This is a genomic window from Pseudoalteromonas sp. PAST1, from assembly GCF_021532515.1.
Lineage (GTDB): Bacteria > Pseudomonadota > Gammaproteobacteria > Enterobacterales > Alteromonadaceae > Pseudoalteromonas > Pseudoalteromonas simplex.
Map to the genome: position 1 here is coordinate 19,881 of NZ_JAKGBH010000018.1, position 20,363 is coordinate 40,243.

19 protein-coding genes are annotated in these 20,363 nt (G+C 41.0%); 3 read left to right on the forward strand and 16 right to left on the reverse strand.

The genetic code is table 11. The annotated features are described in order from the left end of the window. Positions 1–215: 215 nt before the first annotated feature. Together L1272_RS10635 and hutH are read right to left on the reverse strand one after the other, a co-directional pair. Positions 216–2,216 carry a urocanate hydratase gene (locus tag L1272_RS10635; RefSeq protein ID WP_138599964.1) on the reverse strand — a complete coding sequence of 667 codons (2,001 nt, stop codon included), beginning with the start codon at positions 2,214–2,216 and terminating at the stop codon, positions 216–218. A gap of 11 nt (positions 2,217–2,227) precedes the next feature. Further along, entirely contained in the window at positions 2,228–3,721 is a 1,494-nt protein-coding gene (gene hutH / locus L1272_RS10640) for a histidine ammonia-lyase (RefSeq protein WP_166340888.1), read from the reverse strand. 120 nt (positions 3,722–3,841) lie between these two features. Here hutH and L1272_RS10645 point away from each other — a divergent pair, with 120 nt between their 5' ends. Further along, positions 3,842–4,738, forward strand: coding sequence for a LysR family transcriptional regulator (locus tag L1272_RS10645; RefSeq protein ID WP_235373340.1), 897 nt, complete (start codon positions 3,842–3,844; stop codon positions 4,736–4,738). On the opposite strand, the gene L1272_RS10650 is transcribed toward L1272_RS10645, so the two are convergent. The 7 genes from L1272_RS10650 to L1272_RS10680 form a co-directional block, all read right to left on the reverse strand. Beyond that, positions 4,716–5,123: a DoxX-like family protein gene (locus tag L1272_RS10650; RefSeq protein WP_235373343.1), complete on the reverse strand. Its 408-nt coding sequence runs from the start codon at positions 5,121–5,123 to the stop codon at positions 4,716–4,718. The genes L1272_RS10645 and L1272_RS10650 overlap by 23 nt on opposite strands. A 49-nt stretch (positions 5,124–5,172) precedes the next feature. Further along, the gene (locus tag L1272_RS10655) at positions 5,173–5,589 is read right to left on the reverse strand and encodes a DUF805 domain-containing protein (RefSeq protein WP_138599969.1); all 417 of its coding nucleotides are present in this window, start codon (positions 5,587–5,589) and stop codon (positions 5,173–5,175) included. Positions 5,590–5,775: 186 nt separating this feature from the next. Beyond that, entirely contained in the window at positions 5,776–6,303 is a 528-nt protein-coding gene (locus tag L1272_RS10660; RefSeq protein ID WP_054552086.1) for a DUF4240 domain-containing protein, read from the reverse strand. Next, positions 6,300–6,494 carry a YwbE family protein gene (locus tag L1272_RS10665; protein WP_036971837.1) on the reverse strand — a complete coding sequence of 65 codons (195 nt, stop codon included), beginning with the start codon at positions 6,492–6,494 and terminating at the stop codon, positions 6,300–6,302. Before L1272_RS10665 ends, L1272_RS10660 begins: the two co-directional genes overlap by 4 nt. A 59-nt stretch (positions 6,495–6,553) precedes the next feature. Continuing rightward, complete coding sequence (locus L1272_RS10670; protein ID WP_054552085.1) at positions 6,554–7,000, reverse strand: hypothetical protein; 447 nt, start codon at positions 6,998–7,000, stop codon at positions 6,554–6,556. Between the two features lie 2 nt (positions 7,001–7,002). After that, entirely contained in the window at positions 7,003–7,275 is a 273-nt protein-coding gene (locus L1272_RS10675) for a hypothetical protein (protein ID WP_054552084.1), read from the reverse strand. Further along, complete coding sequence (locus tag L1272_RS10680) at positions 7,268–7,474, reverse strand: hypothetical protein (RefSeq protein WP_054552083.1); 207 nt, start codon at positions 7,472–7,474, stop codon at positions 7,268–7,270. The genes L1272_RS10675 and L1272_RS10680 overlap by 8 nt, the downstream gene beginning before the upstream one ends. Before the next feature lie 88 nt (positions 7,475–7,562). Here L1272_RS10680 and L1272_RS10685 point away from each other — a divergent pair, with 88 nt between their 5' ends. Next, entirely contained in the window at positions 7,563–8,369 is an 807-nt protein-coding gene (locus tag L1272_RS10685) for an ion transporter (RefSeq protein WP_171041553.1), read from the forward strand. A 53-nt stretch (positions 8,370–8,422) separates the two neighbouring features. Here the strand turns inward: L1272_RS10685 and L1272_RS10690 are convergent, their stop codons facing one another. The 4 genes from L1272_RS10690 to L1272_RS10705 form a co-directional block, all read right to left on the reverse strand. Then, the gene (locus L1272_RS10690; RefSeq protein WP_235373344.1) at positions 8,423–8,803 is read right to left on the reverse strand and encodes a VOC family protein; all 381 of its coding nucleotides are present in this window, start codon (positions 8,801–8,803) and stop codon (positions 8,423–8,425) included. 148 nt (positions 8,804–8,951) lie between these two features. Further along, a complete protein-coding gene (locus tag L1272_RS10695) occupies positions 8,952–9,386 on the reverse strand; it encodes a GNAT family N-acetyltransferase (protein WP_235373345.1) in 435 nt (144 codons plus the stop codon). A gap of 122 nt (positions 9,387–9,508) precedes the next feature. Beyond that, complete coding sequence (locus tag L1272_RS10700) at positions 9,509–11,479, reverse strand: methyl-accepting chemotaxis protein (RefSeq protein WP_235373347.1); 1,971 nt, start codon at positions 11,477–11,479, stop codon at positions 9,509–9,511. Positions 11,480–11,751: 272 nt separating this feature from the next. Beyond that, the gene (locus L1272_RS10705; RefSeq protein WP_054552078.1) at positions 11,752–12,363 is read right to left on the reverse strand and encodes an FMN-binding negative transcriptional regulator; all 612 of its coding nucleotides are present in this window, start codon (positions 12,361–12,363) and stop codon (positions 11,752–11,754) included. A gap of 608 nt (positions 12,364–12,971) precedes the next feature. Between L1272_RS10705 and L1272_RS10710 the strand changes: the two genes are divergently transcribed. Further along, positions 12,972–15,020, forward strand: coding sequence for a TonB-dependent siderophore receptor (locus L1272_RS10710; RefSeq protein WP_235373396.1), 2,049 nt, complete (start codon positions 12,972–12,974; stop codon positions 15,018–15,020). A gap of 133 nt (positions 15,021–15,153) precedes the next feature. Here L1272_RS10710 and asd read toward each other — a convergent pair whose 3' ends face one another. From asd to L1272_RS10725, 3 genes are all read right to left on the reverse strand, one after another. Next, positions 15,154–16,290 (reverse strand): aspartate-semialdehyde dehydrogenase, encoded by a 1,137-nt coding sequence (gene asd / locus L1272_RS10715; RefSeq protein ID WP_235373349.1) that lies wholly within the window; start codon positions 16,288–16,290, stop codon positions 15,154–15,156. Between the two features lie 129 nt (positions 16,291–16,419). Further along, positions 16,420–17,316: a lipid kinase YegS gene (gene yegS / locus L1272_RS10720; protein WP_235373351.1), complete on the reverse strand. Its 897-nt coding sequence runs from the start codon at positions 17,314–17,316 to the stop codon at positions 16,420–16,422. 388 nt (positions 17,317–17,704) lie between these two features. Continuing rightward, on the reverse strand, positions 17,705–20,338 hold the full coding sequence (locus tag L1272_RS10725; RefSeq protein WP_235373353.1) for a TonB-dependent receptor domain-containing protein: 2,634 nt from the start codon (positions 20,336–20,338) through the stop codon (positions 17,705–17,707). Positions 20,339–20,363 lie beyond the last annotated feature (25 nt).

Genomic DNA, 20,363 nt, shown 5'->3' on the forward strand with positions numbered 1-20,363 from the left:
AACGCGCGAAACACGTTTCACGCCTTCGAGTGCCCATGTAGGTCGTCATTTATGGCGACAAAAACCGTGGAAATTTTCACGTAGGAACGGCTTCAGCCGTGAACCTTAGATGTTCGGCGTTAAAACGCCTCCTAAACGATGCGCTATTTAATATTTTTTGGCAATAAAAAAGGCCATGTTGCGCTTACAACATGGCCTTTTTGCATTGACACAACTTAGAAATCTAAGTTTGATAAAACGTCATCATCAACGTTATTAGACAAGGTCACTTTAAGTTTAGGGGTACGAGCCATTTCACGTTTAATCGCAAAATTAGCTTCTTCGTTACGCGCCCAACTACGACGAGCAATACCGTTGTTTACATCAAATAAGAGCATAGATTTCAAACGACGCTCGGCAGCTTCACTACCATCGAGTAGCATACCAAAACCGCCGTTGATCACTTCGCCCCAGCCAACACCGCCACCGTTGTGGATAGATACCCAAGTAGCACCGCGGAAACCATCACCAATTACATTGTGAATCGCCATATCTGCTGTGAAGCGGCTACCATCATAAATGTTTGATGTTTCACGGAAAGGTGAATCAGTACCACTTACATCGTGGTGGTCACGCCCAAGAACAACCGGACCAATTTCGCCACGATTAATAGCATCATTAAACGCTTTAGCAATTTCAGCGCGGCCTTGTGCATCGGCATATAAAATACGAGCTTGCGAACCAACAACCAGTTTGTTTTGCTTCGCATCTTTGATCCATGTGATGTTGTCTTGCATTTGCTGTTGGATCTCTTCAGGCGAGTCTGCCATGATTTTATTTAAAACGTCTGCAGCAATCGCATCTGTTTTATCAAGATCTTCAGGTTTACCTGACGTACATACCCAGCGGAACGGGCCAAAGCCGTAGTCAAAACACATTGGGCCAAGAATATCTTGTACATAAGATGGGTATTTAAAATCAATCCCATTTTCAGCCATTACATCGCCACCAGCGCGTGATGCTTCTAGCAAGAACGCATTACCGTAATCAAAGAAGTAAGTACCTTTTGCCGTGTGTTTGTTAACAGCATCGGCGTGGCGTTTAAGCGTCGCTTGTACTTTTTCTTTAAATACTTCTGGCTCTTCACGGATTAAACGATTTGACTCTTCATAGCTGATATCAACCGGGTAGTAACCGCCTGACCATGGGTTATGAAGTGAAGTTTGGTCTGAACCTAAGTGAATGAAAATATCTTCAGCTAAGAAGCTTTCCCATACATCAACCACGTTACCGATAAAGGCAATTGAAACCACTTCTTCATTTTGTTGAGCCGTACGTACACGCTCAACAAGCTCTGGCATGTTATCAATTAGCTCATCAACCCAACCTTGTTGATGACGCTTAATAGCCGCCTTAGGGTTAACCTCAGCACATACGGTGATACAGTTAGCAATGTTACCCGCTTTAGGCTGAGCACCACTCATACCGCCTAAACCAGCAGTTAAGAAGATCTTACCTTTTGGTGATTCGCCTTTTTCGAGCACTTTACGGAACGCATTCATTACCGTAATGGTTGTACCGTGAACAATACCTTGTGGGCCAATGTACATAAATGAACCCGCAGTCATTTGACCGTATTGAGTTACACCCAGTGCATTGAATTTTTCCCAGTCATCCGGCTTCGAATAGTTCGGGATCATCATACCGTTCGTTACAACCACGCGCGGTGCTTCAACTGATGATGGAAATAACCCCATAGGGTGACCCGAGTACATGTGTAGCGTTTGGTCTTCTTCCATTTCGCTTAAGTACTTCATAGTTAATAAGTACTGCGCCCAGTTTTGGAATACCGCACCGTTACCACCGTAAGTGATTAGCTCTTCAGGATGCTGTGCTACTGCAGGATCAAGGTTATTGTCGATCATTAACATGATAGCGGCAGCTTGTTCGCATTTAGCCGGGTAATCACTGATTGAGCGCGCTTTAAGCTCATAGTTAGGCTTAAAGCGATACATGTAAATACGGCCAAATTGCTTAAGCTCTGCGGCAAATTCAGCGGCTAATTCTTTGTGCCATTCTTTAGGGAAATAACGCAATGCGTTACGAATCGCTAATTGCTTTTCGTCAGCCGATAAAATGTCTTTACGTTTTGGAGCACGGTTTGCATCACTTGGATACGGTTTTGGCTCTGGTAATACGCTTGGGATACCTTGCTTAATTTGTTCTTGAAAAGTCATTATTTGCTCCCTTAGTTAACTTTAAACGCTTGCGATTTAACAAGTTCTACCATGGCATCAATGTCTGGCTTAAGTAAGCGGTCTTCTTCTAGTTTGGCAACTTTGCTGCGAATGAGCGCAAAGTTTTCTTCAATGATGTCTGAACACTTGTTAGGACGTCTAAATTCGATTGCTTGCGCTGCATACATCAGCTCAATAGCAAAGATTTTATCAAGGTTACCTAAAATCTGGTTTAACTTACGACCAGAGATACTACCCATAGATACGTGATCTTCTTGGCCCATTGATGTTGGTACGCTGTCTGCTGATGGTGGGAAACACAATGATTTATTTTCTGTTACCAATGCCGCAGTCACATATTGCGGGATCATCATGCCAGAGTTTAAGCCACCCGATGTCGTTAACAAACGTGGTAAGCCGTGTAAGCCCTCAAGCAGTAAGTAACAACGACGATCAGCAATGTTACCAAGCTCTGCCGCTGCGATTGATGCGTAATCTAATACCATAGCAAGTGGTTGACCGTGGAAACCACCACCCGAAATGGCTTCTTCTTCGCTGATCACAATTGGGTTATCTGTTACAGAGTTCATTTCTGTTTCAGCAAGCTCTTTTAAATGGTAGTACGCGTTACGCGATGCACCATGAACTTGTGGAATACAACGTAATGAGTAAGGGTCTTGAACACGGTCACAATCAGTGTGTGAAGCCATGTTTTCAGAGCCTGCAAAAAAGCTACGCATACGTGCTGCAACTTCAACATTACCTTTAAAAGCACGAATTGCGTGTAACTCTTCACGGAACGGTGATTCGCTACCTTGCATACCTTCAATGCTCATAGCACCTGCGATATCTGCAAGGTCTAATAAGTAACGCATTTTAGTAAGCGCAGTAATGGCATGCGATAAAATAAACTGAGTACCGTTAATTAATGCTAGGCCTTCTTTAGCATGTAAATCTAAAGGCGCTAAACCATGCTCTTTTAATACGTCTGCTGCTGGCTTGATTGTGTCGTTTACCCAAAACTCACCTTCACCTAAAAGAGGTAAGAATAAGTGTGATAACGGTGCTAAATCGCCTGACGCGCCAACTGAGCCTTGCTCTGGTACAACAGGGATAATATCAAGTTCAATAAACTTAAGCATACGCTCAACAACGGTTAAACGAATACCTGAAAAACCTTGGCTTAATGCGTGTACTTTGGTGATTAGCATCAGCTTTGAAATCGGTTTAGCGATTGGCTCACCCACACCAACAGCGTGTGTGATCAATAAGTTCTTTTGTAATAAGTTAGTTTCTTCTGGAGAAATTTGTGTATCACACAATGGGCCAAAGCCCGTATTGATACCATAAATGGCTTTATCTGAGGCAGCCATTTTGTCTACGTTTTGGCGGCTTTTATTAATTTTATCAATTGCTTCTTGGCAAAGCTCTGCCTGTAACGTACCGGCTGCAATAGCATTAACGCTATCTAACGTTAATTGGTCAACACCATACTTAAATGTCATTTATAATTCCTAAAGAACAGGATTAAGTTTTATTTAGGTGGAGTCTAGCTTGCTCTAGTTGTTTTACAAATGCATAATTATCGTTATTCATTCCAGATTTATCGAACTTAAAGAAGAGCTATGCAAGTTCATGACGTAGACCTGCGCTTATTGCGCGTTTTTGTAGCAATTGTTGAGTGTGGCGGGCTTTCAGCCGCAGAGTCACGTTTGAATATTGGCCGCTCCACCATCAGTGCGCATTTATCAGATTTAGAAGTAAGGCTTGGTATTAAATTATGTAAACGTGGCCGCAGTGGTTTTGAAATTACAGACGCTGGCGCCATCACTTATCAGGCATCGATAGAACTGCTTCAGCAATGCGAAGCCTTTGCTAATACCGTAGCAAGCTCTAAAAACGAGTTATCGGGACGTTTAAGTATTGCCATGATAGATACCATGGTCAGCGACCCGCGTTGTGCCATTCCCCGCGTAATCGCAAAGTTAAAGGGCAAAGGTAAAAACATTCAGTTCGATATTAATGTGTGCGAGGCACGAGAGGTAGAAACCGCAGTAGCCAATGGCCGTTCATTAGTGGGAATTGGTGTTAGCCGCCATCATATTCGCGGCTTAGATTACACCGCCCTACACAATGAAACTAACTTTTTGTATTGCGCAGTCGGTCACCCATTATTTGAGTGTGAAGACAAACAAATAGATGAGCTCATTAAAGAAGCCGAAGTGATTACCAGTAACTACATGCGTGATAAAGAAAGCCGAAACGACGGTTTAAACTATCAAAACAGTGCTGTTGCTTATCATGATGAAGGTATTGCACATTTAATTTTATCGGGTGAGTTTATTGGTTATTTACCCGATCACTACGCACAGTTCTGGGTCGATAAAGGTATTTTTAAAGCTATTCAACCGAGTAAATATCACTACGATATTCCTGTGGTATTGATCACCTCAAAAACAAATGCCAGCTCGCCTTTAGCAAATGCCATGATTGACGAAATTAGGCGTTGTTACTCGGTTTAGTGTTTTTGTTTAAAGATTTTTGCTCTTTAATGAGCACAAGGCTAAAGGCGATCATGGCAATGTTTGTAGTTACAGGGTTAAACGCTTCGATTAAAAGTGCGGGTTGTAAAACGGCAACAAACAGCGCTAGCCCAACTAAAGCAGCAATGTTGAGAATATTGATAAAGATTGAACGATAAAAAATAAAAAACAGCACGGCAAATATAATTTCACCTATGCCAGCTGCCCGAGTGATGAGCATTGAGATTTCAGCATTGAAGCCAAAACTGGCCGTCATTTTTAATTCAAGAGGAGCAATATGAATTAGTTTTGGCATCAGCCCATGATAAAGCCAACTAAAGCTGATAATAAATCTAGCTATTTGAATCGTTGTTAAATGCTTCATTAGACACGTTTGTTTTGTGTGCTCTGATATCCAGAGCACACAATAAAGCTTATAAGCTAGTAGGTTTACCGAAACGGTTCTCAGCTTCATCACCTGCTAAAAAGCCATTTTCGATTAACGCCCAAATACCACCAATCAGTGGAACTAAGCCAATCAGTACCCACCAACCTGATTTATTACGGTCGTGCCAGCGTTTAACTTGAACCGCAAGCGAAACCCACATAAGCGGGATATAAAAGATGAGTGTGATTACAGAGATTGCTGTTTCATTACCACCTGTTAATAATGCAACTACGAACATAAAAACAAATGAAGCTACAATAATACCTAAGAAAGAATACCAATAAGTCTTACGAGGAATACGTCCTTTAAAAGAAAATAAGATTTCTTTCATGCTTAAGGTAGTTGTTTCTGTTGACGCTGTAGCAAGGTTTGCTTCTGGTGCTTGATATACGTTTTCTGACACTGTCATTTCCTTTGATATGTGTTAAGCAAACTAATTAAACTTAGCTTGCTGATTTATATTGTTAAATTAGCTGAATATAGCGTGAATAAGATACCACAAAATGATTAAATATAGGTACTAAAAATTTCTGAAAGCTATAGAAAAGTAAGTATTAGCGCATAAAAAAGCACCCTTAGGTGCTTTTAATTAGTTCGGTTGTTGCCAATATTTGGCGTATAAATTTGGATAGGTTTGCTTTAAAAACTTGGCCTTATCTTTAAAGCGTTTACCTTTTGGTTGCTCAAGGCCAGATGGTACAAAGGGTAATTCGTCATCATTACGCTCTTCGTAAAGCATACCGGCAATTAGGTCATATTCATCTAAATACGGGTAAGGCTGTTCGTTTAAATGATAAACAGGCGTACACTCAGCAATTGAGTCTGGGTTTTCAAGCGCTTTCAAAAAAGCCTGTTCACCACGTGAAATAAGCCAACATAAAAACTCAGAAAAACCATAATCGTCGTTACATCCGGCCATCACATATGCAGCGCCAAATAAATCCCAGGTATAAGCTTTGCGCATACGTAGGTTAAACTGCTTATCGAACTCCATCAGCTGTTGGTCAGATAAATCAGTCAGCTTTGCTTTTAATGCATTACAAACAGACTCAGGCTCGGCAGTTTTATCTTCGGCGGTTACGAGTTGCCAAAATTCACTTTCGCTTAAAACACTCATGATAAAATCTCTTTCACGCGCCCTACTTGACCATCATCAAGCTGTACTTTAATACCATGCGGGTGATTTGGTGATTTAGTTAAAATACGTGATACCACACCTTGAGTTAACTGACCTGTTCGTTGATCTTGTTTTAATACAATGTTGACTTCGCAGCCAATTGAAATTTGTGAACGCGTAGGCACTGCCATTGCTATATCTCTTTCAATAATTTTTGCCGATTATAGCCATTTGCAGCTGGCTTACCAAATTAAACCTGTTTGATTGGGCTGTTTTTAAGCAGCGCCTTTGGCAATATCTCATTTAAACGTTCAGTGATGGCTTCAGCTTTACCTTTTATTTGAAAGTCATAACCTTGGCCGTTGTTATCTAATATGACGGCTAAATAGTTATCAGCAACTTTCAGTTGCGTAATACGGCTTAATTCAAGAGTCTTTTCTTGCTCGCCATAATAAACCTGCTTAACCGTTAAACTCGTGTCTGTTGCCGTGAGTGTTTTACTAAGCGCTGATTTGGCTGCAAATTTTTCTGTTGAGCGATAGGCTTGCACCATAAAAGCAATTGCAAATATAAAACCGGTAAAACTTGAAATAGGTAATGAATCTGATTGCAAGCTGTACACACCTACACAAATAAATAACACAGCAAGAGCCAGGTTTAATCTAACCATCTGTTTAGGGGTTAAATTTAAGTACATTATTATTCCTTTAAAAATGAAATTGCTTTTACATTGATAGTTAAATCTTTTGCACTCAATTCTTTGATAATTAGACTGCTAATTAACTGGGTTTGCTCAGCGGTTATCGGCAGCTCTTTACAATAACAACTGACTTTTAGTGATTGCGGTAGCTTTTTTAGATCAGCAGTATGCGTTAACCATGAAAATTCGTGTACGTGCTCTTTTGCTAGTTCGCACGCTTGCGTTAAAGCAACTCGAATAACTTTATCTAGACGCTTTTCTGTTTTAGTCATGTTCTGCTTGTTGTTTTTTAAATTCTTCGTAACTGTCTTGCTGGCGTTTAACACACTCATGGTATTCTTTATCTGCCAAATAATTGCATTCACTTAAACGTGCTGATTGAATTTCATGATAACGGGCATCAGAGCTACACGCTGATAAAGCCACAGCAAGCGTTGCAATCACGGCTAATTTTAAAGCGTTAAAAAACATTAAATTTCCTTCATGTAGTTATACATTGGTGCTGCAATTTCCTGTATATTGCGTGGGTTTAAATATTACAACCAAAGGGTTCTATATGATGTTGTCGCAGTTACAACAGCTGTTTCAGCGTATCGATAAAAGTAAAATTTTTCAATCATTTGTTATTGCTGTCATTGTTATTTCAGCACTAACTGTGGGGGCACACACCTATTCGTTACATCCAACAGTTGAGCTTGCCTTACATTGGATGGACTTAGGTATCACGGTATTCTTTTTAGTTGAACTGGTGATCCGCTTTATCGCAAGCCGAGGCTTTAAAGACTTTTTCAGCAAAGGTTGGAATATCTTCGATTTTATAATCGTGGTGGGTAGCCTTTACCCTGCAGCAGGCTCAACAATTTTTATCGCTCGATTACTGCGTATTTTCCGCGTATTGCGACTTGTATCCATGATCCCAGAGCTTAGACTGCTGGTTAACTCGCTTCTAAAAGCTATTCCGCAAATGGGCTATATCGCCCTGCTCATGTTCGTGATCTTCTATATTTATGCCGCCATGGGTAGCATGCTGTTTGCTGACATCAACCCAGTACTGTGGGGCGATGTGTCTATTTCGATGCTCACCCTATTCAGGATTGCCACGTTTGAGGATTGGACCGATGTTATGTATGAAACGATGGCTGTATATGAGCTCAGCTGGATTTTTTATCTAACCTTCATCTTTTTAACAGCCTTTGTATTTTTAAACATGATGGTTGGTGCGATTTTAGAAGTTATGTCTGAAGAGCATCGTAACGCCCGTGAAGAGCAAACATCTGATGCCGACATGCCCGCAACCAAAGGGCAAATAGCTCAGCTGCAAGCTGAAATGGCTGAACTAAAACAACTACTGAAAGAAAAGCAGTAAGGTTTTTAAATAATTGTTTTTAGCTATTAGGCGCTAGACCTTAGCGCCTTTTTTTACCCTCGTTTTTCTACTTTCCATGGCGGGTTTAAGCGGTTTTCTCCGGCCCAATACAATTTAATTTTATTCCCTGATGGGTCTTTTAGAATTGCTTCCGTCCATAAATAACGCTGTGCAGTAGGCGGCTGTTCAAAGCGAATGCCTTTTTCAACAAGGCTTGCATAGAGCTCATCGAGCTGCTCATGTTCAAAATATATTACCGCACTATTACTAAATTCTTCAGTTTCTAATGACAGCGAAAATGTGGCACCACCATCTGGGCATTGAAAGCGTGCGTAATGCGGGGTATCTACAATCTGAATCATTCCCAGTGTTAAGTAAAAAGCCACCGCTTCATTCGTATCCTTTACAGGTAACGTCACCTGATTGAGATTCATTTGCTACTCCCATGTAATGCTTTATTCGCTGCTTCAGCATATCGTGTTCATTAAATTAAGCAAAAGATAAGTGACGACAGTAAATTTAGTAAGAGTTTGTAGGAGGCGTTTCAACGCCGAACATCTAAATTCACGGATGAAGCCGTTCCTACACGATTTCCATGTGCAATATTGGGAATGGTTTGCCCATATCATCTAAGGGCGAGCGTGAGGCAATTTTAAAGCCCCTATATTGATAAAATCCAACCGCAAGTGGGTTTTGCTCATTAACATCCACTTTGTTGGCAGCTAATTGCTCAACTGCATAGTTGAGTAGTGCTTTACCTATGCCCTTACCTCTTGCGGCATCTAAAATGAACAACATTTCTATTTTGCATTCATGTACGCCTATAAAGCCTAAAATTGCCTGATGCTCATCCTTAATGCACTTTAAAGTCACATTCGGAAACGCTTGCTCGATAATAATTGGCTTAAAAAAAGTGATGTCGTCTTCTGTTATAAAATCATGGGTTGCTCGAACTGAGTTTTCCCATACAGCAAGTAGCTCTGGGTAATCTTCAGCGTTCACACTATCTATTTTCATTATTTGCCATTTTATAGGAGTTTTGTGCCTTGTGTTCTCTAATCAAATAACAAAATGATTCGTTACACGCTTTAGTTATTTATTCCATTAAAGCATGCAAAGTATATGAAACAAAGAGTATTTTACACTTTAAACTTACCCACTAAATCATTTAGAGTTTTCGATAACAGGTTTAGTTTTTCACCATTGCCTCTGGCACTATGGGCAATTTCGCTTACATCATCAGCCGCATTTTTTATTTCAACAACATTGCGGTTAATGTCTTCTGCTACATGTTGTTGCTCTTCGGCTGCAGTGGCAATCTGTGTATTTAAATCGCTGATATTGACGATAGACGCTGTTATTTCGCTAAATTGCTGTTGTGCTGAATGGGCTAACTCCACTGTTTTGTTTGTGCGATCTAAGCTGGTTGTCATCTCTTTTGACACTTGATCAGACATCCTGCGCAACGTATCTAACTGACTTGCTATTTCTTCTGTCGATTCTGAGGTTCTTTGTGATAACGCACGCACCTCATCTGCGACAACTGCAAAACCTCGACCATGCTCACCCGCCCTCGCCGCTTCAATTGCTGCATTTAAAGCTAACAAATTGGTTTGCTCTGCGATGCCTCTTATCACGCTTAAAATCGACATGATATTTTCACTTTCAGCATCGAGTTGGTTTATATCTTTAGTTGCTTTGGTGATCACCTTAGATAGAGATACAACGCTATCAACCGTTTTAGATATAACACTTTGTCCAAGCTCAGAGGCCTGTTGTGTTTGCGATGCAAGTTCGGCTGCATTGGCACAACTGGCAGAGACTTCATTGGCTGTCGCTGCCATTTCATTAATCGCTGTGGCCGCCATTTCGAGGGCTTGTTGTTGCTGAGATGTTGAGCCAGATAATTGCGCCGCTTGTGATGACGTTTGCGCCGAGGTATCACTCACATTTTGCGCACACTCATTAATTTGCGTGACTAAATCAGAAATCAAATTCAAAAATAAATTAAAGCTGTTAGCCAGTTTGGCCGTTTCATCGCGTGTTTTAATCACTAACCGCTTTGTTAAGTCACCACCACCTTGCGATATTTCAGTTAGACCATCACTTACTTCAACAATAGGTGCAGAAATTAATTTAGAAATATAGCTAGCAACTAAAATGAACACAGCAATCAAGATTGCACTGATGACTAAAATAGTAATCGTCATCGCGTTTGCAGCACTCATCACTTCAGATTTTTCTACTAAGCCTATAAATTTCCAGCCTAGTTTTTGCGAGGTATAAATATTCGCTAAGTAATCTTTGCCATTAATGTCGATTTCAAATTGACCCTGATTATTTTCAGCGAGCTGTTTGTATTTTCCGTTATTGACTTGTGCTAGCTGCTTAAACCTGTAATCAGCATTTTTAACGTCAACGAGTACATTGCCACTATCTTCAATCAACATTAGATAGCCAGTTTCACCAAGTTTAATGTTCGCAATAATATCGGTAAGGCCCTGCAAGGATACATCCATGCCCTGTACACCAATAAGCTCCCCCGCTTCCTTAATCGCTTTAACAGTAGAAACAATTACCATGTCATCTGCTGCCCAATAATAGGCATTGGTTCTTACCGTTTTACCATTTGCTGCTTTGCCAGTTTCGTACCAAGGCCTTACTCTTGGGTCATAATTCGCTGTAACTTCACCCTCTGGCCATTGAATATAACCACCTTGCTCATTCCCCATGTAGATATAAGCAAGTCCCTGATGGGTGGCACCAAAGTGATCAAATAAACGAAAGGCGTTTTTTTCGATGTTACTACCACTTAGATGATCAAGCTTTTCTGCACTAGGTGATTGCATATGGGTTTTAACACCTTGCTTGGCGTCTAAGATAGCGGAATGGGATGCAAGATAATTGACGTTTTTCTCTATTTCAGCAAAAAACATACTGATACCGTTATCAACTTGTTTCGCTTCTCTTTGACTAAGCTCGGCGAAACTATCGAGGGCTTGTTGTCTTGTTTGTGTAATTACAAGCACAGCAATAATTATCAACGGCAGCGCAATTGCTGACGCAAAGGCGAGTTTTAATTTTTTGAAATGTTCATAGCCAACTTCCAACTAAGCACTTAAGAAAATATAGTGAGACCTCGGAAGTTCAGCAAATAATTAAGTGTTTATTTTTATGGGGCAAAGCAAGCTTGACCACATAAAGTTAACGTGAAATTTATACCCCTTATGCTTGCTTTTACTCAAAACTTACCTGTTAAAAATATGACATTTAGTTGACAGACACGTGGAATGTACTAACTTTAGTTTTAGTAATTAACATGCTTTTAACAAAGTGTTGCTAGATACTTTCCAACCAATTGGCAGCATTTGCTGGATGCAAATTAGCTGCCTATTCCTACTTCATGTTTAAGCATATAGCAAAGTAAAGCTTGGGCATCAGGGTGTTTATCTGCTTTTAACCCTGTTAAAACACCTTGTTGATCCGCCGCCGACTTATGCTGGCCTAACTTCTCTTTTGCCTGAATTGAGTCAAGTTCGATTTTAATACCCACTATGCCACGCAGTAATTTGGCTTGATAATCAGCTGGCAACAAACTGGTGTCGTTTAAAATACTTGGCTCGTATTGGCTAATTAACTCATTTAGGCAGGCTAAGGTGTTGTCATCATCAAGGTATTCTACTATGCCTTGGGCATGCACCGCAGCGTAGTTCCAGGTCGATACAGCTGGCTTCTCACTATACCAAGTGGGTGAAATATAACTATGTGGGCCATTAAAAACCACTAATACACGGGTATCTTGCAAGCTTTTGCCATGACGATTAGCCTGTGACACATGACCATATAAGGTACCAAACTCGCCCTCATCGGGTTTATACACTAATGGTAGATGGGTTGCCTCAAACTCACTATCAACCATTAATGCAAAGCTGTAGGTTTTGATAAACTGCGATACTCGCTCTGGTGTCATTTTCCACTTGTTGGGTGTGTGCATGCTTTTCTCAATTTATTAAAAATTGCTCCGATTGCTTGAATCTAACATTGTAATTGATCAAGAGTTTTCTACTAGCCTTTAGCCACGACTTAAATCACAAATAATGTTATGTCCTTTAACCAATTCGAAAAAACTAACAAATCAAAAGGCCTTTTAACTGCACACTTAATAAATGATAATAATTTACATTACCATTTATTAAGTGATATATTCCGATTAATCGGTACAGGGTGTTGCGGATTTTAATTAATTGGAGACTGAAGAAAAACTCTTCTTGTCTCTTGGTTACTAAATCAATGTTAAAGGATATACACAATGGAAATTTTTAAACTGCCGCAATATCTATGGATTAATGATTCCAACTATCTAAAGAGAAAAACCTCCGTTTTGCTGGGGATATCATAAGCCCACTCCATGATTTTCCACTCGTCATGACTTTCAACATGACACAACAATAGCCTAAGCATAGGCCTCACTATTTATAGACGTAATAGGACTACGGATAAAAAATGACAAAGACTAACTACTTTAAACTCACGCCTGTCGCACTTTCTTGTTTAGCGATATTTAGTCAATCTTTACAGGCTGAGCAAAAAAAGCATCACGATATGGAAGTACTCACAGTCGTGGGTGAACATAACAATGCTCAAAGCTATAAAGTTGAGCAAATGAGTACCGCAACGGGTTTAGAGTTATCGTTTCTTGAAACACCACAATCAACCACAGTCGTAACTCAGCAAGCGATAAAAGATCAACAACTAAACTCAGTTATTGAAGTGATGAACAGCGTAGCGGGGATTAATACCCGCCCTTCTGACAACGACCGATACTCAATCAGTGCCCGCGGTATTGGCGTAAGTAGTATTTTGTATGACGGTGTGGCGACAACCTACGATACACGCTTTAACTATGGTGACAACTTAATGGATAGCGCAATTTATCAGCGCATAGAAGTTGTTCGCGGAGCAACTGGTTTGATGTTAGGTGCGGGCAGTCCATCGGCAGCTATCAATTTAGTGCGTAAGCGTCCGACAGAACAATTTCAAGCAAACGTAAGCCTAAGTATTGGTTCATGGCAACAGTTACGCGGTATTGTTGACTTATCGGGAGGCTTGAATCAAGACGCAAGCGTTCGAGGTCGAGTCGTCATAGCATATCAAGATCGCGAAAGTTATCAGCATCGTTACGAGCAACAAAGACAAACCCTTTACGGTATTATTGAAGCAGATTTAGGGCGTGACACATTACTAACCTTAGGAACTGATTATCAAGATACAAAGCCTGAAGGCTCAATGTCTGGTGGATTACCGCTATTTGACAACCAAGGTAATAGAACTAATTACAGTCACCGCACATCAACTGCTCCTCGCTGGGCATCATCTAAAACCAAAGCGTTGAACAGCTTTGCCACGATTGAACATAACTTTAGTGATGACTGGCAAGTTAAAGCAAGCTACATCTATGGCGATAACGATTTAGAATATGATGTGTTATGGCCAACGGGTAACCCAGACCCAATAACCAATGAAGGAATGATACCTGGCTCACTTTCATTTATTGATGGCAATCGCACTCAACATACATACGACTTAAAATTATCGGGCCGTTTTATGTTACTCGATCGTTCTCAACAAGTTCTAATTGGTGTAAATCAGCAGAAACAAGAGTTTGCCAACCCATATTATGGCTCTTTAAATGAAGCACCGCCTTTGGGTGATTTTAGAGATAAAAACTTTACTTATCCCACCCCTCAATGGAGTGATGAAATCTTGTATGGCTCATGGGGAGAAACAAAGCAACAAGCAATATATCTTGCTTCTGATATTGAAGTAACTGACGCGCTTTCAATGGTTATAGGCGGACGGATTGATAATTGGGAAACTGAGCAAGACAATTTCGGAACCATTCATAATTACGAAGTTGATAATGAATTTACCAGTTACATTGGCGCTACCTATACTGTTGGGCAAAATGTATCTTTGTATGCTAACTACACCGATATTTTCACACCACAAAGTAGAGTTCAATCCGATGGCAGCTACCTAGATCCTGTTAAAGGAAAAAACTACGAAGCAGGTGTTAAAGCAAGCCTATTTGAAGAAGCGCTAGATACCTCATTTTCAGTGTTTGAGATCCTTCAAGATAATGTTGGCGAAGCAACAGGAGAAACATTACCTGGTACTACTGTGCCTATTTACCGTGGTATTGATGGCACCAAAACGCAAGGATTCGAATTTGAAGCAAATGGTTCAATTAATGAGCATTGGAATGTTTATTTTGGATATAGCCAATTTGAAACAAAAGACCCTGATGGAGAAAAGATAACGACCACTAGCCCAAAACACCAAGTAAAGCTTTTCAGTACATATGAATTAAATAATATACTAAGTGGTCTACAACTGGGAGCTGGTTTTAATTGGCAAAGTGAAATCAATAGAAATGTCACTAAGCCTGATAGAAGTTCAGTTGAGGTTAGTCAGCAAAGTTATGCGCTTTTTCGACTAATGGCAAGATACAACGTAAACGAACAACTTACATTGCGCGCTAATTTAGAGAACGCATTTGATAAACGTTATTACAGCCAAATTGGGTTTTATAACCAGTTTCAATATGGCGCACCGAGAAACTTTAGTATCACTGCTCAATATCGTTTTTAATAACATTCACGAGTAATAACTAAATTCGCCTCTATATACGAGGCGAATTTAGAAACAGAGTAAAAATCAGCTGAGTTTTCAACAGAAGCTCTGAGTTAGTAGAATAAGGTTTTATACACAAGTAAAACCAGTTCTAGCCATCAACAATAATACGTAACATGCGACGCAGTGGCTCAGCAGCACCCCATAACAGTTGGTCACCAACCGTAAACGCACTGATATACTCTGGGCCCATCGCTAATTTACGAATACGACCTACCGGAATAGACAGCGTGCCAGTTACTTTTACAGGCGTTAAATCTGTAGCGGTAATGTCGCGATCATTCGGGATCACTTTGACCCACTCATTGTGAGAAGCCAGAATTTCTTCAATTTGCTCAACGCTAATGTCTTTGCGCAGCTTAATTGTCATTGCTTGTGAGTGACAGCGCATTGCACCAATGCGAACACATAAGCCATCAACAGGGATAGGTTGTTCACTGCTGCCTAAAATCTTGTTCGCTTCAACTTGCGCTTTCCACTCTTCTTTACTTTGACCGCTTGGCATTGGTACATCAATCCAAGGGATAAGGCTACCAGCTAGAGGAACACCAAACTGGTCTTGTGGTAAATCGCTTGAGGCAATTTTTTCGGTGACTAACTTATCAATCTCAAGAATCGCAGCATTTGGATCTGCAAGCTTGTCTGCCACTGTTTCGTGAATTGCACCCATTTGCGCAATTAACTCTTTCATGTTGCGTGCGCCTGCGCCAGAAGCCGCTTGATATGTCATTGGGCTTACCCATTCAATCAAGTCTTGCTCAAATAAACCGCCCAGTGCTAATAGCATTAGTGATACGGTACAGTTACCGCCCACATAGGTTTTAACACCTTGCTCTAAACCCGCACTGATAACGTCTTTGTTTACCGGATCTAGCACAATAATACTGTCGTCACTCATACGCAGTGCCGATGCGGCATCAATCCAGTAACCTTGCCAACCTGATTCACGTAATTGCGGGTAAACGGCTTTGGTATACTCACCGCCTTGGCAAGTGACAATAATGTCCATCTTCGCAAGCTCAGCGATATCATTGGCATCTAAAAGCGGTTTAGCAGGACCCGCAAGGTCAGGGCCTAATTGACCGGTTTGTGAGGTGGTGAAAAAAGTCGTGTCGATACTAGAAAAATCATTTTCTTGCTGCATACGTTCTAATAACACAGAGCCAACCATGCCCCGCCAACCGACTAATCCTACTTTTTTCATTGTTTGTTCCACTGTTTGATTCATTCAAATTACCTAAACTGTTAAAAATTAAAGTCCATTGCGTGAGAGTTTAATTTTTACAGAAGTAATCTAGCATTGCGGCCTTAGCAAAACCAGCGCAAACCGAGTAACATCAAAATTTTTCATCATCGTTTATTTAAGTAATGGGCAAGCGTCTGGCAGTACCATGTTTAGCGCACCAGCATGCACTTCAAAACGTTGTTGCTTTGAGCTGATTGGCTCGCCATCTAAGTTTATTGGCATTTCTGTTTGTGTTTGCCATTCAAGCCAAGGCACTTGAAAGCGTTTTACCCACTGTTGTGAAGAGTTAGGGTAATTACTGAGCTCTTCAATAACCGCTGGTACATCTGAGATTGCAAATGATGTAAACGCCACTAAATCAACCAAGCCATCATTTATGTACGCATGTGGCGCAAGTGGCTGGCCACCGCCCGCTTGGCGGCCATTACATACGGCAGCGGCAATAATATCGCCCGAAGTACGTTCACCATCAGGCAGCGTTAACTCGCCACTGTAAGGTACAAAACTCAGCGCTTGTACAAGACCAGCCAAGGTATACGCGCCACCACCGAGTAAGTTTTTCAGTGCTGGCGGTGTGGTTGCGGTAATTTTTGCCCCAAAGCCTGCACTGGCTACGTTCACAAAATAACGCTTATCAACCTCTACCGTATCAATTGCATGCGGCTGACCCTGTGCGGCAAGTTTCAGTGCTGGCAAGTACCCGTGAGGAATATTAGCGGCTGTAGCAAAATCATTTGCTGTGCCCATAGGTAAAATAGCAAGCTCTAAACGTTGTGACTTTTCCAGTTTCATTAATGCATTAACGGCTTCATTAACGGTGCCATCACCACCAGCTACGACAATACGTTTTACACCCTCTGCGACGGCTTCATTAATAAAGCGCTCAATGTCACCGCCTTCATAAGTAACACGCACTGCAAGTGGCTGACTAGTTCGAAATTGACCGATGGCGTCACGAAGCTGCTCATCAGCCGCTTTTTTGCCATTTATAATTAACCGTAAGTCCATTTTTAATCCCTGTTTTAACACTTAGAACTACCATAACACGCAATGGTTTAATATACCCAAACTACCTCAAGATGCGAGTTTCAGTTGGAATTAAAAGCGATTTAGGCAAGGCATTGATTGCAAGTAATAGTGGTTCTATTGTTAAAATCAATAACGCAGTATAAATCGCTTTTAAACCAACCCTTTGGGCGCTTCACAGGCACTTACTCTCATCGTTGTTACTTCTTAAAAGGGACTGCCATTCTTGCAAAGTAACGCCTTGATATTAAGCACCTGTGAAACGCTGAATTCTGCATCTTGAGGTGGTTTGGGTATAGAAAAAAGCCCTGCTAGTGCAGGGCTAAATCAACGTTAGGATTTATTATTGTATCCTTCCTTGGTCAGAGTATTAGAACTGGTATTTGTACTCAATTGAGAACTCAGTGCCTTTCTCTTTAGAGCGAGTTAAAGTTCCCGCTGACTCTATTTCAGATTTTGCGCCCAAGATATTAGTCACTTTGAACTTCAAGCTTGAGTTGAAATCAGGGAAATAGGTGTAGTTAAAGTCTAGAGAGTGGAAAGGTTGCTCCATCCAATCTTCTTGACCTTCAATGCCAGGAATAATAATTCGCTCACCAAATACGTTATAGATTAGCGTTGAAGCATGCTGCCCACTAGGTGCGTCATAGCCTAACTGCATATTCACAACATATTTTGAATGGCCCGTCATGCGACGTGTTGTATTTGTAACCGCTGCAGAAACTCCTGTTTGTTCAACAATCGCCTGACGGTCCATGTTGATTTCTGAGTCACTTAACGTCACGTTACCTGTCATGAACACGTCTTGCCAGAATCCACCTAAGAAAGCAAAATCTTTCAGGTATTCAAATTCAACACCCGCAACATAACCATCTTCTGCATTAGCAATACGTACCAGAGGTGGACCATCTTGTGCAGGTGATTGAACGGACTCAATTGGGTCAACCATGTCTTTATAGAACACACCAACAGAGAAGTTCTCGCCCGTATCAAAATAGTTTTCCCAGCGGAAATCATAGTTTTTGATTTGCGTTGTACGTAGACCTGGCGTACCACCTACAGGGTATTCAGTAAGCGGATCGATGTAAGTTGCGTCAGAAATCTCACGTAAATCTGGGCGAACAACAGTTTCACCATAGCTTAAGCGCCATTGCGTTTCGTCACTTTGTACATAAGTTAAAGCTAGTGCGCTATAAACGTCATCTTCACGGAATGCGAGCTGATCTAACTCATCATAATCAATTGAAGATGCAAGGCCACCAGTAAATGGGTCAAGAGGAACAGATACTTGACGGAAATCTTCCCAACGTAAACCACCGGTAATACGCCATGTATTATTGAAGAAGAAATCTGCTTCGAAGTAATAGGCATCCACTTTCTGCGCTGACTTATAGTCATCGCCTGAAACCGTTGTGTCGTTCAGGATTGGTTGCGTTAGTGTCGCGTTCGAGAGTACATCATCAGACAAAATAGTGTTTAACTCATTTCCGTTTAAGTCAACATCTGAGAATGCACGTGTATTGATATCAAAACGACGGTTAGTTGCTGAACGCTCTTTAGAGATAAAATCAGCACCTGATTTAAGCTCAACATCCACGCCATCTAGCATAATAGGCAACGTAAAGTTAAAACCGTAGTTCTCTACTTCATCATCCAAATCTTGGAAAGTGTAACGTGCAGCTGTTGTTGCATTGGTTAGTGCACTTTCGTTTACTGTATCGTAAAACCCATCTTCGTTAGCATCAGTAACAATGAAACGAGTTTCCATGTTACCTGGTGCGTAACGGTTTGAGCGACCAATTGAATACTTCCAGTCAAAACCCGCGTAATTCAACCAATCAAAAGTATGCATACCTTTTAATTGATTAACGATCAGCTCACGCTCTTCATAACGAACATCATAAGAACGTACACGCTTGTTGTCTGAGGTATTGTTGTTTTGGTCAATACCTAAACGATCTGAAATTTTATCTTCAGTATCACGTAGGATTAAAGCTGTGTAGTCAACTTTATGCGCTTTGTCATACTCAACACCAACCGTAACCATCCCTGATGTTTTAACCGTGTGCTCTGTACTTAGTACTTGGTCATAACCACGGATCATGGTTGTTGAATTTTCACCAATCAAGAAGCCTTGACCTTGATACTCATCTGCAACAACGTGCTTATTATCGTAGCTAAGCGACGATAAGAAACCGTAGCGCCATTTATCTGATTCGAAGCTGTTACCTAATGTGGCAGTAAACTTCGTATTCGGGTCAACCTTTGCTGATTTTGGATCATAATCGCGATTTAACGATAGGGCTAAAGCACGGCTTTGCTCAGGTGTTAAATCATCAAGCGATTGACCACTTTGGTATACATCAAGGATAGGACGTGGAATTTCGCGTGTGCCATCATCAACACCGTACCAATCATCCGAACCACCGTTGTATTCAAGGCCATCATCAAAGTTATTAGTGTTGTAACCAAGCTGACCCGACACATCAAATACAAATTGATCAGGAATTGATTTCAAACGAATATCAACGTTACCACCACCAAAAGACGCAGGCATTGACGGTGAATACGATTTTTGTACTGATAAACTTTCGATAATACCTGATGGAAATAAATCCAGTGGTAATACAGAACGTGTTGGATCTGGACTTGGTACAGCAGAGTTATTTAACTGTGTACTTGAATATCGCTCACCTAAACCACGAACATAAATAAACTTACCATCAACAAGTGTTAAACCTGTTACACGGCGTAGCGCTGCAGCAGCGTCACTATCACCACTTCGTGAAATTTGCTCTGCACCCATAATATCAGCAACGAATGCTTGCTGTTTACGCTCTTCTAGAACAGCTGTTGCAGTGCCTTTTAAACGACTTGCACTAACAACAACTTCTTCAAGAACAGCCTCTTCGTCTGCTTCAGCTGCGTGTACTGAGACACTCAAGCCGCATAAGATAGCTGCGCTTAGTGCTGTTAAGCTGAACTGTTTTGAATATTGTTTCATGTTTACCTCTATCTGAAATAAGTTA

Excerpts from the sequence above, each read along its gene's own strand:
- L1272_RS10635 (WP_138599964.1), bottom strand. The coding sequence starts at position 2,216 with ATGACTTTTCAAGAACAAATTAAGCAAGGTATCCCAAGCGTATTACCA.
- hutH (WP_166340888.1), bottom strand. The coding sequence starts at position 3,721 with ATGACATTTAAGTATGGTGTTGACCAATTAACGTTAGATAGCGTTAAT.
- L1272_RS10645 (WP_235373340.1), top strand. The coding sequence starts at position 3,842 with ATGCAAGTTCATGACGTAGACCTGCGCTTATTGCGCGTTTTTGTAGCA.
- L1272_RS10650 (WP_235373343.1), bottom strand. The coding sequence starts at position 5,123 with ATGAAGCATTTAACAACGATTCAAATAGCTAGATTTATTATCAGCTTT.
- L1272_RS10660 (WP_054552086.1), bottom strand. The coding sequence starts at position 6,303 with ATGAGTGTTTTAAGCGAAAGTGAATTTTGGCAACTCGTAACCGCCGAA.
- L1272_RS10665 (WP_036971837.1), bottom strand. The coding sequence starts at position 6,494 with ATGGCAGTGCCTACGCGTTCACAAATTTCAATTGGCTGCGAAGTCAAC.
- L1272_RS10670 (WP_054552085.1), bottom strand. The coding sequence starts at position 7,000 with ATGTACTTAAATTTAACCCCTAAACAGATGGTTAGATTAAACCTGGCT.
- L1272_RS10675 (WP_054552084.1), bottom strand. The coding sequence starts at position 7,275 with ATGACTAAAACAGAAAAGCGTCTAGATAAAGTTATTCGAGTTGCTTTA.
- L1272_RS10680 (WP_054552083.1), bottom strand. The coding sequence starts at position 7,474 with ATGTTTTTTAACGCTTTAAAATTAGCCGTGATTGCAACGCTTGCTGTG.
- L1272_RS10685 (WP_171041553.1), top strand. The coding sequence starts at position 7,563 with ATGTTGTCGCAGTTACAACAGCTGTTTCAGCGTATCGATAAAAGTAAA.
- L1272_RS10690 (WP_235373344.1), bottom strand. The coding sequence starts at position 8,803 with ATGAATCTCAATCAGGTGACGTTACCTGTAAAGGATACGAATGAAGCG.
- L1272_RS10695 (WP_235373345.1), bottom strand. The coding sequence starts at position 9,386 with ATGAAAATAGATAGTGTGAACGCTGAAGATTACCCAGAGCTACTTGCT.
- L1272_RS10705 (WP_054552078.1), bottom strand. The coding sequence starts at position 12,363 with ATGCACACACCCAACAAGTGGAAAATGACACCAGAGCGAGTATCGCAG.
- L1272_RS10710 (WP_235373396.1), top strand. The coding sequence starts at position 12,972 with ATGGAAGTACTCACAGTCGTGGGTGAACATAACAATGCTCAAAGCTAT.
- asd (WP_235373349.1), bottom strand. The coding sequence starts at position 16,290 with ATGAATCAAACAGTGGAACAAACAATGAAAAAAGTAGGATTAGTCGGT.
- yegS (WP_235373351.1), bottom strand. The coding sequence starts at position 17,316 with ATGGACTTACGGTTAATTATAAATGGCAAAAAAGCGGCTGATGAGCAG.
- L1272_RS10725 (WP_235373353.1), bottom strand. The coding sequence starts at position 20,338 with ATGAAACAATATTCAAAACAGTTCAGCTTAACAGCACTAAGCGCAGCT.